Here is a 17,485-nt window from a genome sequence, read left to right on the forward strand (position 1 = left end):
AAATGAAGTTATTGGCTCGATAGGGCACGGGAAATTGCATCTGTGATTTGAGCCGTGGTCGGTATTGAGCCATCAGCATTCATCACGATGTCATGGTGCTCATACAAAGGCGTATATCGAAACGGCACTGTCGCATAGAAAATGCCTACAGTTGGTGTATGGGTCGATATTGCAATGTTCCGGACGCCTGTATCAGGAGCGACCATTAGTGTAGCTTTTGCCGTTAGATCAACTAACTCTTCAAGTGGTAAGCATGGTTGAATTTTGAAGTTAGGATATTTTAAAAGGCTTTGGCAAAAATCCCCTTTCTCAAAATCATTTTTTCCTTCCAGATACACGTGAGTATGATTTGGGTTCTCTTGAACAGCCTTCTCTAATACCGCAAACATTTGCTCTTTGGATAATATTTTTCGCAGCTGCGAGGCGCCGTTAAAATAGAGCACATAGGGAGCTTCAGTGTCTACCAGTTTGCGATGATCAGGATAGGCAAAGTCCAGTGGGTGAGCGGGGTTGTGGCCTAGTAGCTTGAGCATATCTAACATGCATTCCACTTCTGGCTGAAAATCTGAACGATGAACTGCAACATTAAACAAAGTACCGCAGAAGTACCATTTGTATGGAAAGCCTATTTTTAGTTTGGCTTTACTTAATGCTGTCATCCAATGAGAACGGTTAGTGCTCGCCAAATCGAAAATTATGTCTTGCTCGCCTAGTTGTTTGATGTTTTGGACTTTTTCTTTGACAGGTGTTGTTTTTCCAGGCTCTTTTCCTGGCATCACATGAACATGATCAACCAAGTCACTCGGTATTCCATACATATAGTTGGAAACTGGAACTAACGTAATTTCAGCGTTAGGAAAAAACTTTCTGGCTTCAACTAGAAATGGGCGAACAACAACCTGATCACCAAGTGCTGCGTGTCTAATTACTGCTATTTTCTTGATTTTTTGAGGCTGAAAATCATCTTGAATATACTTGCGTGCTTTTTTAGAAGCGTAAGCACCACGCTCAAACCATAGGTGTTTCATGAGTTATTGCTCTAGAAATTTATCAACAGCATTGATGACTTGAGAAGGCATTAGTTTATTGAGACAGTCTTGGTGGCCAAGCGGACACTCGCGTTTGAAACACGGCCGACACTCAATGTCAGTATGCACCATTTCTAACTTGTCAGTCAGAGGTGGCGTATATTTTGGTGAGCTAGAGCCATAAATCGCAACAATATTGCACCCTACGGCAGCAGAAACATGCATTAAGCCTGAATCGTTCGATACAACGGTATGGCAAGCTGCTAATAAGTCTACTGCTTCGATTAGTGATGTTTCGCCAGCTAAGTTAAAGCAATATTGTTGTTGCTCTGATGTGAGAGCTGATTTGATTTTTTCGGTGACAGCTCTGTCTTTTTCTGAGCCGAACAACCAAACTTGCTGGCCTTTATCTACAAGATGTTTAGCAAGCTTAGAATAGTGCCGGTCTGGCCAACGCTTAGCCGGGCCAAACTCCGCACCAGGGCAGAGGCCTACAATTGGAAGTTGTAAATCTAGATTGAGTCTCTGACGAGCAGCGAGTTGTGAAGTGGAGTCGACGGTTAAACTGGGCTTTGGGCAATTGGCTAACTCAACCTCTTCCAACATCTTTTTAGAAGTTGAAGCGAGAGCGACGTACCTTTCAACCATATATTGAAATACACGCTTATCAGGACGAAGATCTGTAAGTAGCCCATATCTGAACTCACCTTTCCAGCCAGTTCGTACTGGTATTCCAGCAAACCATGGAATTAGGGCTGACTTTGCAGAATTAGGTAATATGAATGCATGGCTATAATGATTGTAACGTAACTCATGCCCAATTGCTCTTCGACCAAATAGATTGAAGTCCCCATGTCCAATCGGCATCTCTATGGCTTGATGTACTTCTGGCATGCGTTCTAGGATAGGTTTACACCAAGCAGGAGCAAGGACATCCAGTTCACAGTCTGGATATTTATCTTTGAGAGTCGTATACAAGCTTTGCGACATCACCATGTCGCCAACCCAAGAGGGACCGATAATGAGAATTTTCATTTAGGAAGCTAGGGTTCGTCTAATAAGTCAGTTCATGCTGCCATGATACTCCATTATGTACGACTTTGGCAGGGTTACCAACAGCAATGGCGCCCGATGGGACTGATTTGGTCAAGGTAGAGTTGATGCCAATGATTGATCCTTCACCGACAGTAACACCTTTTAAAACGGTTACATTATCTGTAAGCCACACTTCAGGACCAATTTCGATACTTTGAGCACTGTTGATGCGTTTTCCATCTTTAACAATATTATGCCCATCACTGGTCATAATCTTCACGTTTCGGGATAGCATGCTTCCTTTGCCAATTTTTAGCTTAATTCCATTTTCTCTTGCAGAAAGGTAGCAGTCGTGTCCAATGATAGTATTGTCGTCGATAATTAAGTGACAATTATTTCCATCAATTTCAATGTTGCTACGACGTAGGTTTACGTTTTTTCCTATTTTTAGGATGTTGTTCTCCCCTTTAATAATAATCTTGCATTGTCGTATTTTTGAGGATGCATCTATCGTAATTTGATGTCGGCCCGATATTTTTATTTTGTTTCTTAACTTGTTAGTCAAGCTGAACATTTTATTCACCTGTATCAATCCATATCACCTTCTTATGTTATAGTTCATTAGCTTAAATATAAAGCTATGACAGCGTAATTTTATTGACTATGACTACTTGAAAGAGCAGTAAGTATAGTTGGATTTATAGTCATTGAACTTAGCTATGAATGAGATGTGCTAAACATATGGAATATCCCTTCAAGTGAAACTAGTTGCTTTTGTGTTCTCGGTTATATAGAAGCATCAGGAGCTAAGAGCTTAGTATGTTGAAGGGACAACGTTAAGCGTGCGTGAGAGTTGACTAAAGTCAGTTCAATTTTCTTGCCATATATGGTCTAATGGCGTCCGTTTCTCTTGGTTTGGTATTGTTAAGTGAAAATATTTGTTATTAGTTTAAAACGTAGTCCTGAGCGCAGAGACTACATAAAGAAGCAGCTAGACCAACTTGATATTGACTTTGATTTTTTTGACGCAGTTGACGGTAGAGCAGAGCCCCCTCACGAATTGTTCGAAAATTATAACTATGCTAAACGACTATGGCTTACGAGTGGCCGAATGCCCTCGAAAGGAGAGCTCGGCGTATACGGAAGTCATTACCTTCTATGGAAAAAATCGATTGAGCTTGATGAGCCTATTATAGTTTTTGAAGATGACGCGGCTATCTTGCCTTCATTTCCAAGTAGCTTGAAAGTCGTTGAAGAAAAAATCGATAACTACGGTTTCTTGCGCTTAGAGTCTAAAACAGACAAAGGGGTTTTGTGTCTGAAGGAAGAGGGTGATAACTTTAGCATCTCTTTTATGACGAATAACTATGGTGGACTTAGGTGTTATGCCATTTCACCGTATGCTGCAAAAAAGCTTGTTAGTAACTCCGAGCGATGGTGTATGCCAGTAGATAACTATGTTGGCTCCTTGTATCTACATGATATGCCATCTTATATTCTTTCCCCTGCTGTTGTTGAAAACCCCCAAGAATTCGCTACGACAATTCAACTAGGTGAAGAAAGTAAAGCTAGGTGGTATCGAAAACCTACTCGAGAGATTTACTCTTTATACAGAAAGATTGTCTTACGTATTTATAATAGAAAGTATCAATGAAGAATTTAGTTCAGCAATTGGAGAAAGTATTTCTTTTCTCTCCAATTTTTCTAGTTTTAATCTCAATATTTAACTTCACAGATACTAAGTCTTTAGTTTCAAGGGTTACTGTTATTGTTATTGTTTATAGCATAGTAAGATATAGACAATTTATTAAGAGTAATTTTAATCAAAATAATTACAAAAAGTTTTTTTTAGCTAGCATTCTGGTTTTTGCATATTTTTCTATTATGCATTTTTGGAGAGGTGATAATTTTGGATTGCCTAGGACTTTACTGACTTGTATTATTTACTTATCTGTTGTTCCTTGGAGTAAATTTTCTAATTCTTGGTTTTATAATGCAATTATATTTTCCGCATATGTATGTGGAGTTAATGCGATATTTGAATATTACTATTTAAATGTATCTAGAGTCGGTATGGCAACCAATCCTATACCCTATGCATTATATTGCTCGTTTGTATCTTTGTCCTCTTTTTCTTTGGTCAAAATCTATAGAAACAAACTGATGCAAGGTATTTGTATTGTGGGCTTTTTAGTCGCTTTATGGGCACTAGTCTTAACTGATTCTCGTGGTGTATGGGTCGCATACCCAATAGTAATGATGTTTGTAATTTATAGGAGCTTTAATGCTTTATCTCTTGTGAAATTAGGAGGGGTTACATTGATTGGCTTGAGCATTATTTATATGTCATTTAAGCCTATGATAGATGAGCGTATTAACAGAACAGTGGTTGAGTTTCATTCTATAAGTAAAGGGAATTATGAGACATCTCTAGGGGCGCGATTGGATTTATGGGCGCTCGGTGTGGATGTTTGGCAGAAGCAATCTATTGTTGGAGAAGGTGATATAATGTTAGAAGAGGGTATTCGAAAAGTGCCAAACAGAATGGCTTATCGACAGCCTCACCTCCATAACCAATATATAGATACGCTTGCTAGATACGGTTCTGTTGGTCTTTTTATTATGATGGTTTGGCTATTCAATCCAGTAAGGCTGAATAAGGCCCGAGAGGGTGATAGTATCATTACACAGGTGCTTGTTATGCTTGTGGCTATCGCGGGGTTATCTGATGTGCCTTTCCACCATACGCATGTAGTTTATTTATTCACCCTCGTAGTCGGTCTATTCTCTTTGAATCAGATGAAATCAAGGTTAAGTTAGTCTTATTGAGGAAGGTTACTCACGGTAATACTTTGCGAGATTTTCAATATGTGCATTCATCGAAAATTCTGATTGTGCTCGTTGATAAGCTAAAATTGAATTCTTCTTCATCAATTTATTGTCAAGAAGGTAGCATTCTAGGCTAGTAGCTATTCTTTGAGGCTCTAATGGGCTTGTTAGAATAGCTGTTGATACTAGTATTTCTGGCAGCGCTCCAGTATTAGCCGCTACTATGGGTTTCTTGGCTGCCATTGCCTCTATTGCAGTTAAACCAAAAGCTTCGTTGTGATTTGGTAGGCATACAATATCCATTGCAGCCAGCATACGATCAGTATCTGTCCTAAATCCAGCTAGATGAACTCGCTGAGTTAAATCTAAGTGATTAATCTTATCTTTTAGCTTGTAAACGTATGAGTTGTCCGAACCTTCTGAAACATCTAACCCTCCGACTAGTAATAAATGAAGCTCGGGGTATTTGTCTTTCAGTAAACTGAAGGCCTCTAAAAGCTCCATTTGACCTTTACCAGAGCAGACTCTACCTAGATTACCAATAATTATACTATCTGTAGGTAAACCCAATTCAAATTTGATAGTGGCGATTTGATTTTGGTCATCAATTGGCTGTTCTGGGATATCAGTGCCTAACCAGAGTCGGGTAATTTTATTTTCAGGTATAGGGAGTGCTTTTAGGTTACGTTTATAGGTTTCATCGCTGATCGAAAAAGTCTGGTCAACATGTGAATAGGCCCACTTATGGTAGAGATCTTTTTTAGGGCGAGTAACTCCCATATGCTCCGTGAAAAAAGTTCTCCGTCTAGTTAATAAGCTCAATAGCGCAGAAATCAGAATATCACCAGATTTGTGGCAATGGATAATTTCGACGTTTCGTTGTTTTAACCAGTGGTTCAGTCTTAAGAGTTGAGATGCTATTAATTTCCCTTTACTCGATATCTCAAAGGTTTCAATACCAAAATTTTGCATTCCTTCAGCAACTTGTGTTCCACCGGTACATAGGCCATAAACTTTATAGCCACGCTGAAGAAACTCTTTGCCAGTTCTTATCGGATACATTTCTAGTCCCCCCCAGCCTTGGGAAAGACAAATATGAAGAATTGCTGGTTTTTTCACAACTTACCTTTATCTAGTGGAGAGGTAATAAAAAAGGTGGTACTGAAACCACCTTTCTATAGTAAGTCTTTAAAATATTAGAGGCTACTTGTTTATCTTCTGCATATATTCATCAACGCCTTCGGCGACTGTTTTAAACTTATGAGCACAGCCTGCTGCACGAAGTTTTGTCAGGTCTGCTTGAGTAAACTCTTGATACGCACCTTTAAGGTGTTCAGGGAATGGAATAGTTTCTACTTCACCTTTACCATGGAACTTAATCACGGCTTTAGCTACTTCTTCAAAAGATTCTGCATTACCTGTACCTAAGTTAAAAATGCCTGACTGACCGCTTTCCATAAACCACAAGTTTACTGCTGCAACATCACCGACGTAAACAAAATCACGCTTAAACGTTTCGCTGCCAGCAAACAGCTTTGGATTTTCGTCATTATTCATTTGGTTGTTTAGATGGAAAGCTACTGATGCCATAGAACCTTTATGCTGTTCGCGAGGGCCATAAACATTGAAGTAACGGAAACCAGTAATTTGAGAAAGTTGCTCACCATGCTCTTCAGCATCTTGCCAAATGCGGCGTACATAGTTATCGAACTGCTGCTTTGAGTAGCCGTATACGTTTAGTGCGCCTTCGTACTCTTTTTCTTCAATGAAAGTATCGGTTTCACCGTAAGTCGCAGCTGAAGAGGCATAAAGGAATGGGATTTCACGTTCTAAACAGAAATGTAGCAGCTCTTTTGAGTACTCATAGTTATTGAGCATCATGTATTTACCATCCCACTCAGTTGTAGCAGAGCAAGCACCTTCATGGAAGATAGCTTCGATCGGCCCAAAGTCGTCACCGGCCATGACTTGAGTTAGAAAATCATCACGGTCTATGTAGTCTGCGATGTCTAAATCAACCAAGTTTTGGAATTTCTTACCATTCTTAAGGTTGTCGACTACCAAAATGTCGTTAATACCTTGCTCATTAAGAGCTTTAATGATGTTACTGCCAATCATGCCAGCTCCGCCAGTTACGATGATCATATTCTTCCTCCAAACAACAACTGAGCGTTTGCTGATGAGTATATCATGCTCAAAATCAGTCTGATAGTGGCTAGCATTTGTTTAAAGCTAACTTACTGTACTGATATCGACCATATGTCTAGTTTGCGCTATTATCTCTGGCGCTTTTGTGTCGATTAGCTTGTTGATGCTAGATGCAACAAGCTAATCGAAGCCAGAATTTGGAAATTATTGGTAGGTTTAGAAGGTAAAAATGGTAAAGAAAAAAGTACTTACAGTGTTTGGTACCCGACCAGAAGCAATTAAAATGGCCCCTTTAGTGCATTCATTAGAGGCAGACGAGCGGTTTGACGCCAAATGTTGCGTTACTGCACAACATAGAGAAATGCTAGACCAAGTGTTGGATCTATTTGAAGTCAAACCTGATTATGATCTCGATTTAATGAAGTCTAGCCAGACACTGAATGATGTAACTGCTCGAATCCTTCTAGAGTTGAAGCCAGTTTTACAAGATTTTCGACCTGACGTGGTTTTAGTTCATGGTGATACAGCAACCACTTTTGCCGCTAGTCTCGCTGCCTATTATGAGCAAATTGCCGTGGGCCATGTAGAAGCTGGACTGAGAACGGGAAACATCTACTCTCCATGGCCAGAAGAAGCCAACAGAAAGCTAACTGGTGCGTTGGCGACGTATCATTTTGCACCAACAGAGACCTCTCAAAACAATTTGTTAAAAGAGAACTTTGATAACAATGATATTTCGATTACCGGAAATACTGTTATTGATGCGCTTCTAATGATTAAAGATAAAATTGATAATGATGTTGATTTGCGAAGAAAACTCTCTGTTCAGTTCCCGTTTCTTCAAAACGAGCACAAACTGATCTTAGTGACGGGTCATCGAAGAGAGAACTTTGGTGATGGCTTTGTTCGAATTTGTGAAGCTCTAGCTCAAACGGCTCAGAAACACCCAGAAGTACAAATTGTATATCCTGTCCATTTAAACCCCAATGTCCGTGAACCTGTGAATCGAATTCTGTCTGGCATAGACAATATACATCTTGTGGAACCTCAGCAGTATCTTCCGTTTATTTATCTCATGAATAGAGCTCATATTATTTTGACTGACTCGGGGGGCATTCAAGAAGAAGCCCCTTCTCTAGGCAAACCAGTTTTAGTTATGAGAGATACAACTGAGCGTCCAGAAGCCGTAGCGGCAGGTACCGTTAAGTTAGTCGGCACAGATGTGGATAGAATTGTAACGGGTTTGACGACATTACTCGAAGACGAAGAGTCTTATAAAGAAATGAGCTTTGCCCATAACCCATATGGCGATGGGCACGCTTGTCAAAAAATCCTAGACGTTCTAGCAAAATAGTTTTATTCAAATTTAAAGAGAATTATATATGTCTTTTGAAGCAGTATCGGTTGTCGGCTTAGGCTATATTGGCTTACCTACAGCAGCGATGTTTGCATCGCGAAAAAAGCAGGTTATTGGTGTTGATGTCAACCAACACGCCGTTGATACCATTAATCAGGGAAAAATTCATATCGTAGAACCTGAGTTGGATATGATAGTGAATGCGGCAGTTAAGCAAGGGTACTTAAAAGCCGTTACCGCGCCCGAGCCGGCGGATGCATTTTTAATTGCGGTCCCAACACCATTTTTGCCTTGCAAAGAAGATGAAGTGCCAGAGCCTGATCTTTCCTACATTGAAGCTGCGAGCAACGCGATTGCCCCTGTTCTTAAGAAAGGTGACTTGGTTATTCTTGAATCAACTTCACCGGTAGGTGCGACGGAGCAAATGGCGGAATGGCTTGCGCTCGCTCGTCCAGAACTTTCTTTTCCACAGACTCACGGCGAAGATGCGGATATCAATATTGCTCACTGTCCGGAACGAGTGTTACCAGGGCACGTTGTACGCGAACTGGTTGAAAATGATCGTGTTATTGGTGGTATGACACCAAAATGTTCGCAACGTTCTGTAGAACTGTACAAGACCTTCGTTGAAGGTGAGTGTGTTATTACCAATGCGCGTACAGCGGAAATGGCTAAGCTAACAGAAAATAGTTCTCGAGATGTCCAAATTGCGTTTGCCAACGAACTTTCTGTTATTTGTGACAAGCTAGATATCAATGTTTGGGAACTAATTGCGTTATCTAATCGTCACCCTCGAGTAAACATTTTGCAGCCAGGCCCTGGTGTTGGTGGTCACTGTATTGCTGTTGACCCGTGGTTTATTGTGGCAAGAACGCCAGCAGAAGCTCAAATTATCCACACGGCAAGAAAAATCAATGACGGTAAGCCGGGCTGGGTGATCGATAAAGTGAAAGTTGCCATTGCTGATTACTTACAGGCTAACATAGACAAAACATCTAAAGATGTGACTATTGCATGTTATGGGTTAGCATTTAAACCAAATATCGATGACGTTCGCGAGAGTCCTGCTCTGTCAATATACAAAGAATTGGTGAGCCTACACCCTGGACGCGTGTGGGGTGTAGAGCCTAACCTAGATGAATCTACTGATATTCCTCTGGTCAGTTTTGAGCAAGCTTCCGAGCAAGCTGACATCCATGTATTATTAGTGGATCATAAAGAGTTTAAAGCTGAGAAAGTTAAGTTCGATTATCTTATCGATACAAAAGGCATTTGGGGGTAATAAAGACAATGCTTAATAATAAGACCGTTTTGATAACTGGTGGTACAGGGTCTTTCGGTAAAAAGTTTGTTGAGACTATTCTGAGTAGTTATAGCAATGTAAAAAAGATCATTATCTTTTCACGTGACGAGCTTAAGCAGTTTGAGCTAAAACAACAGTATCCCGCACATGAATACCCTCAGTTACGCTTTTTTATTGGTGATGTCCGTGACCAAAATCGAATGGCTCAAGCTTGTGAAGGTGTAGATGTCATTATACACGCTGCTGCAATTAAGCAAGTAGATACCGCGGAATATAATCCTACAGAGTGTATTCGTACGAATGTCGACGGGGCGGAAAACGTTATCCATGCTGCGCTACAGTGTGGCGTAAAAGACGTAGTTGCCTTATCAACAGATAAGGCTTGTGCTCCAATTAATCTCTATGGTGCAACTAAACTGGCGTCAGATAAATTGTTTACGGCAGCAAACAACATCAAAGGTTCAAAAGACATTCGTTTTAGTGTCGTGCGTTATGGGAATGTAATGGGTTCTCGTGGTTCTGTAATCCCATTCTTTTTAGCAAGACGAAAAGATGGAGTGTTACCTATTACTCACGAAGAGATGACTCGCTTTAATATCTCTCTTCAGGATGGCGTTAACATGGTGATGTACGCCCTTGAGCATCACCTTGGTGGTGAGATATTTGTTCCTAAAATTCCGTCGTATAAGATTCTCGATATTGCTACTGCCGTTGCCCCAGAGTGCAAAACCAAAGTGGTTGGTATTCGACCAGGTGAAAAATTGCATGAAGAGATGATCACTGATACGGACTCTCTGAATACCATAGATTTGGGTAAATACTACGCTATTCTGCCGTCTGTCTCATTCACTTATACAGAAGAAGAATATTTAGAACACCACAAGGCACAAAAAGTACCGTTTGGATTTAAATATAACTCTGGAACGAATACAGAATGGGAATCTATTGAAAGCTTACGTACTCTAGTTAAAGAGCATGTAGATCCTAACTTTAAAGTGTGAGAAGAGCAGTGATTCCATACGGAAAACAAGATATCAGCCAACAGGACATAGATTTCGTTATCGACGTACTGAATTCAGATTTTTTAACGCAAGGTCCTCAGGTGCCTGCGTTTGAAAAAGCTCTGAAAGATCATACAAGTGCTGAGTATGCCCTTGCTGTGAACAGTGCAACCTCGGCCCTTCATATTGCCTGTCTTGCTTTAGAGTTGGGTGAGGGAGATTGGCTTTGGACATCACCAATTACCTTTGTGGCTTCAGCAAACTGTGGGCTTTACTGTGGTGCAAAAGTCGATTTTGTCGATATTGACCCAGACACATATAATATGTGTCCTAGAAAGCTTGAAGACAAGCTGAAACTCGCTAAAGCCAGTGGCAAGCTACCAAAGGTGGTAGTGCCAGTACATCTATGTGGACAGCCATGTGACATGAAAGCCATTGGTAAGCTGGCAAGAGAGTATGGCTTTAAAGTGATTGAAGATGCTTCCCATGCCATCGGCGGTCATTATCATGGAGAACCCATTGGTAACTGTGCTTATTCTGATATTACTGTTTTCAGTTTCCATCCCGTTAAAATAGTAACGACAGCGGAAGGTGGTGCGGCTTTGACCAATCAAAAAGCGTTGGCACAGAAGATGGAACTGTATCGTAGCCATGGAATCACTCGTGATCAAAGTTTAATGGAAGGAGACAGCCACGGCGCTTGGTATTATCAGCAAATCGATTTGGGCTTCAATTATCGAATGACTGAAATGCAAGCCGCTTTAGGTGTATCTCAAATGCAGCGGTTGCACCAGTTCATTGAGGCAAGGCACCACCTTGCCAATCGATATAACGATTTGCTTTCCGACTTACCTCTTGTTTTACCATATCAATTAGATAACACCTATTCTGGTCTTCATCTATATGTAATTCGGCTGAAACTAAAGGAAATAAGCCTCACTCATGAACAAGTCTTCAATGCGCTTAGAGCGAGTGGCATTGGTGTAAATCTTCACTACATACCTGTACATACACAACCTTACTATCAGAAATTAGGTGATGCAGAGCCGTCCTTTCCAGAGTCTGAGCAGTACTATCGAGAAGCGATTTCATTGCCACTGTTCCATTCTATGACGGAAGAGCAGCAGGATCGAGTTGTTGCTGTGCTTACTAATATATTGATAGGTTAAGATTGATGAAGGTTGCCATAATACCTGCAAGAGCGGGAAGTAAACGAATTCCACATAAAAACTTCAGAGAGTTTCATGGAAAGTCGGTTATCAATTATTCAATACAAGCAGCAATTGAAAGTTCATTATTTGATAAGATTGTCATTAGTACAGATGAAGTACAGGTTGAGCATTATATTGAAGATCTATCAGCTGTCGAAATCAATTCTAAACGTCCAGAAATTCTAGCCGATGATGAAGCAACGATTCGAGATGTAATTCAATATGAAATCCAACGATTGGGCTTGGATCGTGATGACGAGGTTTGTTTGATATATGCGACAGCTCCCTTTTTAAAAAGCAGCAATTTAATTGAATCTCATATGATGATTAAAAACAGTAAGGCTGATTATGTTTTAAGCGTTGGAGTTTTTTCTCCGCCTATAGAAAGAGCACTATCTATAAATGAAGAAGGCTATGTTTCAATAAATATGGCTCGGGGTATTAATTCGAGAACTCAGGACTTAAATGAGTGTTACTTTGACGCAGCACAATTTTGTTGGGGAACAGTCTCTACATTTCTTAGCGATAAACTTGTTTTGAATGCTAACACATTTCCATATGTATTAAATAGAGATCAGGTCGTTGATATTGACACAATGGATGATTGGAATTTTGCAACAAAGCTTTACTCTGCAAGAGAGGATATTAAATGAAAATTGATAATCTAAATATTGGCAAGGATAAGAAGCCATTTATTATTGCTGAACTGTCTGGAAACCATAACCAATCTCTTGAGAAAGCACTGAGCTTGATAGAACTAGCGAAGGAATCAGGAGCTGATGCTGTTAAAATTCAGACTTATACAGCAGATACTTTAACGATAGATTGTGATAAAGATGATTTCCAATTAAAGGACCCAAATAGCCTTTGGCATGGGATGAGCATGTATGAGTTGTACCAAATTGCTCATACTCCTTGGGAGTGGCATCAGGCAATATTTGATAAGTGTAAAGAACTAGAAATCATCTGCTTTAGTTCTCCATTTGATACGACAGCTGTTGATTTCTTAGAAACGCTAGGTTGTCCTTGTTATAAGATTGGTTCGACAGAGAGTACCGAACCTGCACTACTGAAGAAAGTTGCCATGACAGGGAAGCCAGTAATCGTCTCGACAGGAATGGCGACTATCCAAGAAATCGGAGAAATTGTTAATTTATTAGAGAGTAATGGTTGTAAAGAGTATGCACTATTAAAGTGTACGGCAGCTTATCCAGCTCTTCCACGAGAAGCTAACCTAGCTACTATTCCAAATATGGCTGATTTGACAGGGAAGCCAATCGGCTTGTCTGATCATACTATGGGTATCGGGGTCGCAGTTGCTTCAATAGCATTAGGAGCGACTATTATTGAGAAACACTTTACCTCGAGCAGAGCTGAAGGTGGTGTTGATTCTGCTTTTTCAATGGAGCCAGCAGAATTTAAGCAATTGGTAGAAGAATGTAATAAGGCATATGAAGCGATTGGGCATATACACTATGGAACGACAAAAAGTGAAAATAGCCGATTGTCGAGAAGATCGCTATATATTGTTGAAGATGTGAAGAAAGGGGATGTTTTAACAGAAAGAAATGTAAGGGCCATTCGTCCAGGGTATGGGATGCCTGCTAAGGAGTATAGAAATGTTCTTGGATTAACCGTTCAAGAGGATGCTTCGAAGGGGACCAGACTTACGTGGGAGCTGTTAAAATAAGTGTATATTGCAATTCGACTTGACCTTTATGAAGCTATTGGGTGGGGGCATTTTATGCGTTCGCTTACTGTTGCAAAAGAACTCATTGAAAGGAATCATTCTGTTAAGTTCATTTTCGGTCAGCTTCAACTAACTCCATTTGTTAAAAAAGCTTTAAGTAAATTTGAATATGTTGAGCTAAATGAAGAGCAAGAACTTTCATATTGGGAGTTAACAGGGTCGACTTTCGATATTGTTATTTATGATGTCGCTCATCATGATAATAGAAATAATCCTCATCACATGATTAATACGCTGAATATTTTGAAAAAAAATAGAGTGAAATCCTTGTTTTTTGATGGTGCTGGTGAAGAAATGATTTCTTCATATCAAAATATTCCAACAACAATGGTCGTTGTTCCCTATGCGTGTAGCAAGACTAATTGTAAAAGCGAAAATAGTCTAATTGGACCAGAATATTTCATATTAGACAAACAGATTAAAAAGTTTAAGTTTGACAAAGTTAAAGAAAAGAAAATCTTATTTACCTTCGGCGGTAGCGATCCGACGAATATAAGCTATTTAGGTTTAAAATTAATTAAGTCAATAATTGAAAATAATAACATGTCAGATTATCAATTTATAATGGTTTGTGGCCCCGGTTATAATGAAGATAATCGTGACAAGTTACTTGGTTTTACGCATCCTCGATATAAGGTAATGGATGGCCCTAGTAGTTTGGGGGAAGCGATCTCTAGTTCCCAATTGGTTATTACTGCTACAGGGCTGACTAAATATGAAGTTGCGTACTTAGGCGTTCCAGCTATTCATATTTCAAGTAGTAAAGAGCTGGCTGATATAAACAAGCATTTTGTAAAAACAGGTGCAGCGCTAGACTTGGGGCTACAATGTGATGTGGAGATTGATGATCTTGTAAAAGCAATTACTACATTGTTGTTTGATGAAAACTCCCGAAATAAAATGATTTTAAACGCTATGAATCTTGTAGATGGTGACGGATTAAATCGAATTGTCAATGAGATAGAACTATTACATATATAAGGCTATAGGCAATGAAAAAATTAATTATATTTGGTAATGCTGAGATAGCATCATTAGCTAAGTACTACTTTGAAAATGACTCAGAATACGAAGTTGTTGCTTTTACAGTAGATGATGAATATTGCGGTGAGGATAGTTTTGAAGGTCTCCCACTTGTTCCTTATTCTACAGTTAGTCAGCTTTACCCACCTTGTGAGTATGAGGCTCATGTTGCATTAAGCTACCAGAAACTGAATCAGTTAAGACAAGATAAATATCATCAATTGAAGAGTGATGGTTATAAACTTGCGTCTTATGTATGCTCTAAGTCAGCTATTTGGTCTGATTTGAACGTAGGAGATAACTGTTTTATCCTCGAGAATCAAACTATTCAGCCAACCGTGAAAATTGGCAATAATGTAATGATTTGGTCCAGTAATCATATCGGCCATGGTACTGAAATTAAAGACCATGTTTATATGGCTTCCAATATATGTATTTCAGGTCACTGTGTTATTGGCGAACGGACCTTTATTGGCGTAGCTGTAGCAATGAAAGATTTTTGTAAAATAGGTGCTGACTGCTTTATCACAATGGGTGCTAATATTGTTAAAGATTCAATAGAAGATGGCTCAACAGTACTTGCACCACAATCAAATTATTTAGGTTCAAATGACCGAATTGGAAAGAAAATCAAAAGGTCATACTTTAAACTGTGAGGAAAGAACAATGGAGAAGTGGAAAAAACTAGGCCTTGTGATCAAACCACAAAAAGAATTATGGTGGATGCAGACACATGCAATGATCCCTACTCTAGAGAGAGTTTCAGAAGATATTGTTCGAGTATATTTCTCAGGGCGAGATGAGAATAATGTATCTCATATTGGCTATTGCCATATTCATCTCGATAATTTAACGGAACCATTTGATTTTTCACCTGAACCGGTTTTAAGTCCGGGGGAGAGAGGTTGTTTCGATGATAACGGAGTGACTCCTTCTTGCATTATTAATGATGAAAATGATACGAATCTCTATTTTATAGGCTGGAATCCTGGTTTTAATGTTCGTATGCATCTGTTTGGTGGCTTGGCGATTAAGAGCTCAAAGTCTTCTAATTTCGTTCGTTACAGTAGAGCTCCGATTCTTGAAAGGTGTAAAGTCAACCCATTTTTAAATACAGCCCCGTTTGTTATTAAAGAGCAAGAACGTTGGCTTATGTATTATGTTTCAGGTACCGAATGGCTACACAAAGATTTACCTCGTTATAATATACAGATTGCTACTTCTCAGAATGGTAGAGACTGGGAACGTAATGGAGATGTTGCTATTGATTATCGTGATGACTCGGAAATGGCTTTAGCTCGACCGTTTGTCTTAAAAGATGGAAGCCTTTATAAGATGTGGTTCTCATTTAAAGAAGATGTTGAAAAAGGAGGCGCATATACTATTGGTTATGCTGAATCCAACGACGGTTTCAACTGGTCACGCAAAGATTCTGATGTAGGTATTCGTCCATCTGAAAGTGGCTGGGATTCTGAGATGATAGAATATGCTTCTGTAGTTATTTATAAAGGTAGGAAAATAATGTTTTATAATGGTAACAACTATGGAGAAGAAGGGATTGGTGTAGCGGTGGAGAAGGTATGAAAGTAGCTATCATGCAGCCAACTTATATTCCTTGGGTTGGCTATTTCGCCATGATGAATTCTGTTGATAGATTCGTGATTTTAGATCATGTGCAATTTTCTCGTAGATCTTGGCAGCAAAGAAATAGGATACTATCAAATGGCAAAGAACAGTTGTTATCATTATCTGTTAGAAAAGCTGATAGAAGCACCCCTATTAACGAGATTGAATTGACAGAACCTAATGGTAATTTTGGTAAGCATTTAAAAACAATTCATCAATCATACTCAAAATCAGAGTACTTTGATTTGTATTATAACGATCTATTGTGTTTGTCTAATGAAGTGACTTCGTTGTGTGATTTAAATGTAAAATTAATAAATTATATTAAGGAGCAACTAAGTATTGAAACGGAATTAATATTTAGTAGTAACTTAAATGTCGAAGGCACAAAGTCAGAACTGATGTTTAATATCTGTTCTAAATTAGGTGCGACATCCTATTTATCAGCTATGGGTAGTAAAGAATATATGGAATCAGAATCAGGCTTTGATTTTAACAAGGTTTCAGTTGAGTATTTTGACTATAAACCTAAGTCATATCCTCAAGGTCTAAATGATTTTGTTCCATATATGTCAGCTTTAGACCTATTATTCAATGTTGGAACCAAATCTAGGCTTTATCTATAGGCACTTCCTTGCTTTGAGCTCATGACGTAATAGATGCCTATGATGGTAATTTGCTAAATGTTGATATTCTAATGTGATGCGGGATATCAACTTATTGATTGCGAACTTTTAAGTGTAAATATCGGTATAAAGCACACTAATTGTCTTAAATTATAAGATGTTACGTTGTTAAAAACAGGTTTTATTTTCACTCTTGGATGGGGATTACTTAATCTTAGTGGGTTTAATTTGTCCCATCGATCAGTTTTATTGCTGTTAAACTAGTGTAATGCATTGTGAATATTGATAGAGGTGGAGCTATATATAGAATTTACTGGTATATAATAATTATCTTTTCATGTTAATATTAGAAAACATAGTTAATGTAAATTAAATAGTCTTGTATAAGGTGAAGAGGCTTTGTTTCGTAATAGTGAGTGTTCATTGTTGTGCTACCAAAACAGAATTGTCACTCTTATGTCCCATATTAACAATACCAATCATTAAGGGATGAGAGGTTAAAAAGTGGATACCCAACGGTTAGATGCAGTGAATTAACCTCTAAATCG

The 17,485-nt window shown here is 39.0% G+C and carries 17 protein-coding genes; 12 read left to right on the plus strand and 5 right to left on the minus strand.

Features of this window, described 5'->3' with window-relative positions; all coding sequences use genetic code 11:
- Positions 1 to 8: 8 nt before the first annotated feature.
- From QMA41_RS17250 to QMA41_RS17260, 3 genes are read right to left on the minus strand one after another with little or no spacing between them, the layout of a single operon-like run.
- Positions 9 to 1,028, minus strand: a complete 1,020-nt coding sequence (locus QMA41_RS17250) for a glycosyltransferase family 9 protein (RefSeq protein ID WP_281630254.1) — start codon at positions 1,026 to 1,028, stop codon at positions 9 to 11.
- A 3-nt stretch (positions 1,029 to 1,031) separates the two neighbouring features.
- Positions 1,032 to 2,063, minus strand: a complete 1,032-nt coding sequence (waaF, locus tag QMA41_RS17255) for a lipopolysaccharide heptosyltransferase II (protein ID WP_281630255.1) — start codon at positions 2,061 to 2,063, stop codon at positions 1,032 to 1,034.
- Between the two features lie 19 nt (positions 2,064 to 2,082).
- Positions 2,083 to 2,637, minus strand: coding sequence for an acyltransferase (locus tag QMA41_RS17260; protein ID WP_281630355.1), 555 nt, complete (start codon positions 2,635 to 2,637; stop codon positions 2,083 to 2,085).
- A gap of 354 nt (positions 2,638 to 2,991) precedes the next feature.
- On the opposite strand from QMA41_RS17260, the gene QMA41_RS17265 reads away from it, so the two are divergent.
- Together QMA41_RS17265 and QMA41_RS17270 are read left to right on the plus strand one after the other, a co-directional pair.
- The gene (locus QMA41_RS17265) at positions 2,992 to 3,717 is read left to right on the plus strand and encodes a glycosyltransferase family 25 protein (RefSeq protein WP_281630256.1); all 726 of its coding nucleotides are present in this window, start codon (positions 2,992 to 2,994) and stop codon (positions 3,715 to 3,717) included.
- On the plus strand, positions 3,714 to 4,883 hold the full coding sequence (locus QMA41_RS17270) for an O-antigen ligase family protein (RefSeq protein ID WP_281630257.1): 1,170 nt from the start codon (positions 3,714 to 3,716) through the stop codon (positions 4,881 to 4,883). Before QMA41_RS17265 ends, QMA41_RS17270 begins: the two co-directional genes overlap by 4 nt.
- Positions 4,884 to 4,898: 15 nt before the next feature.
- On the opposite strand, the gene QMA41_RS17275 is transcribed toward QMA41_RS17270, so the two are convergent.
- Positions 4,899 to 6,011: a glycosyltransferase family 4 protein gene (locus QMA41_RS17275; RefSeq protein ID WP_281630258.1), complete on the minus strand. Its 1,113-nt coding sequence runs from the start codon at positions 6,009 to 6,011 to the stop codon at positions 4,899 to 4,901.
- Positions 6,012 to 6,095: 84 nt separating this feature from the next.
- Positions 6,096 to 7,037: an ADP-glyceromanno-heptose 6-epimerase gene (gene rfaD, locus QMA41_RS17280; protein ID WP_281630259.1), complete on the minus strand. Its 942-nt coding sequence runs from the start codon at positions 7,035 to 7,037 to the stop codon at positions 6,096 to 6,098.
- A 232-nt stretch (positions 7,038 to 7,269) separates the two neighbouring features.
- Here rfaD and wecB point away from each other — a divergent pair, with 232 nt between their 5' ends.
- Genes wecB through QMA41_RS17330 form a run of 10 tightly spaced genes read left to right on the plus strand, consistent with a single transcriptional unit; the run spans position 7,270 to position 16,937 of the window.
- Positions 7,270 to 8,394 (plus strand): UDP-N-acetylglucosamine 2-epimerase (non-hydrolyzing), encoded by a 1,125-nt coding sequence (wecB, locus tag QMA41_RS17285; RefSeq protein ID WP_281630260.1) that lies wholly within the window; start codon positions 7,270 to 7,272, stop codon positions 8,392 to 8,394.
- Positions 8,395 to 8,422: 28 nt separating this feature from the next.
- Entirely contained in the window at positions 8,423 to 9,679 is a 1,257-nt protein-coding gene (wecC, locus tag QMA41_RS17290) for a UDP-N-acetyl-D-mannosamine dehydrogenase (RefSeq protein ID WP_281630261.1), read from the plus strand.
- An 8-nt stretch (positions 9,680 to 9,687) separates the two neighbouring features.
- Positions 9,688 to 10,701 (plus strand): UDP-N-acetylglucosamine 4,6-dehydratase (inverting), encoded by a 1,014-nt coding sequence (gene pseB / locus QMA41_RS17295; protein ID WP_281630262.1) that lies wholly within the window; start codon positions 9,688 to 9,690, stop codon positions 10,699 to 10,701.
- Positions 10,698 to 11,870, plus strand: a complete 1,173-nt coding sequence (gene pseC / locus QMA41_RS17300) for a UDP-4-amino-4,6-dideoxy-N-acetyl-beta-L-altrosamine transaminase (RefSeq protein WP_281630263.1) — start codon at positions 10,698 to 10,700, stop codon at positions 11,868 to 11,870. The genes pseB and pseC overlap by 4 nt, the downstream gene beginning before the upstream one ends.
- Before the next feature lie 5 nt (positions 11,871 to 11,875).
- On the plus strand, positions 11,876 to 12,565 hold the full coding sequence (pseF, locus tag QMA41_RS17305; protein WP_281630264.1) for a pseudaminic acid cytidylyltransferase: 690 nt from the start codon (positions 11,876 to 11,878) through the stop codon (positions 12,563 to 12,565).
- Positions 12,562 to 13,602, plus strand: coding sequence for a pseudaminic acid synthase (pseI, locus tag QMA41_RS17310; protein ID WP_281630265.1), 1,041 nt, complete (start codon positions 12,562 to 12,564; stop codon positions 13,600 to 13,602). Before pseF ends, pseI begins: the two co-directional genes overlap by 4 nt.
- The gene (locus tag QMA41_RS17315; protein WP_281630266.1) at positions 13,603 to 14,643 is read left to right on the plus strand and encodes a glycosyltransferase; all 1,041 of its coding nucleotides are present in this window, start codon (positions 13,603 to 13,605) and stop codon (positions 14,641 to 14,643) included.
- A gap of 11 nt (positions 14,644 to 14,654) precedes the next feature.
- The gene (locus QMA41_RS17320; protein ID WP_281630267.1) at positions 14,655 to 15,341 is read left to right on the plus strand and encodes an acetyltransferase; all 687 of its coding nucleotides are present in this window, start codon (positions 14,655 to 14,657) and stop codon (positions 15,339 to 15,341) included.
- A gap of 10 nt (positions 15,342 to 15,351) precedes the next feature.
- Complete coding sequence (locus QMA41_RS17325) at positions 15,352 to 16,269, plus strand: hypothetical protein (protein WP_281630268.1); 918 nt, start codon at positions 15,352 to 15,354, stop codon at positions 16,267 to 16,269.
- Positions 16,266 to 16,937 carry a WbqC family protein gene (locus QMA41_RS17330; RefSeq protein WP_281630269.1) on the plus strand — a complete coding sequence of 224 codons (672 nt, stop codon included), beginning with the start codon at positions 16,266 to 16,268 and terminating at the stop codon, positions 16,935 to 16,937. The genes QMA41_RS17325 and QMA41_RS17330 overlap by 4 nt, the downstream gene beginning before the upstream one ends.
- Positions 16,938 to 17,485 lie beyond the last annotated feature (548 nt).

It is taken from the genome of Vibrio sp. St2 (assembly GCF_947311885.1).
GTDB classification, from domain to species: Bacteria; Pseudomonadota; Gammaproteobacteria; order Enterobacterales; family Vibrionaceae; genus Vibrio; species Vibrio coralliilyticus.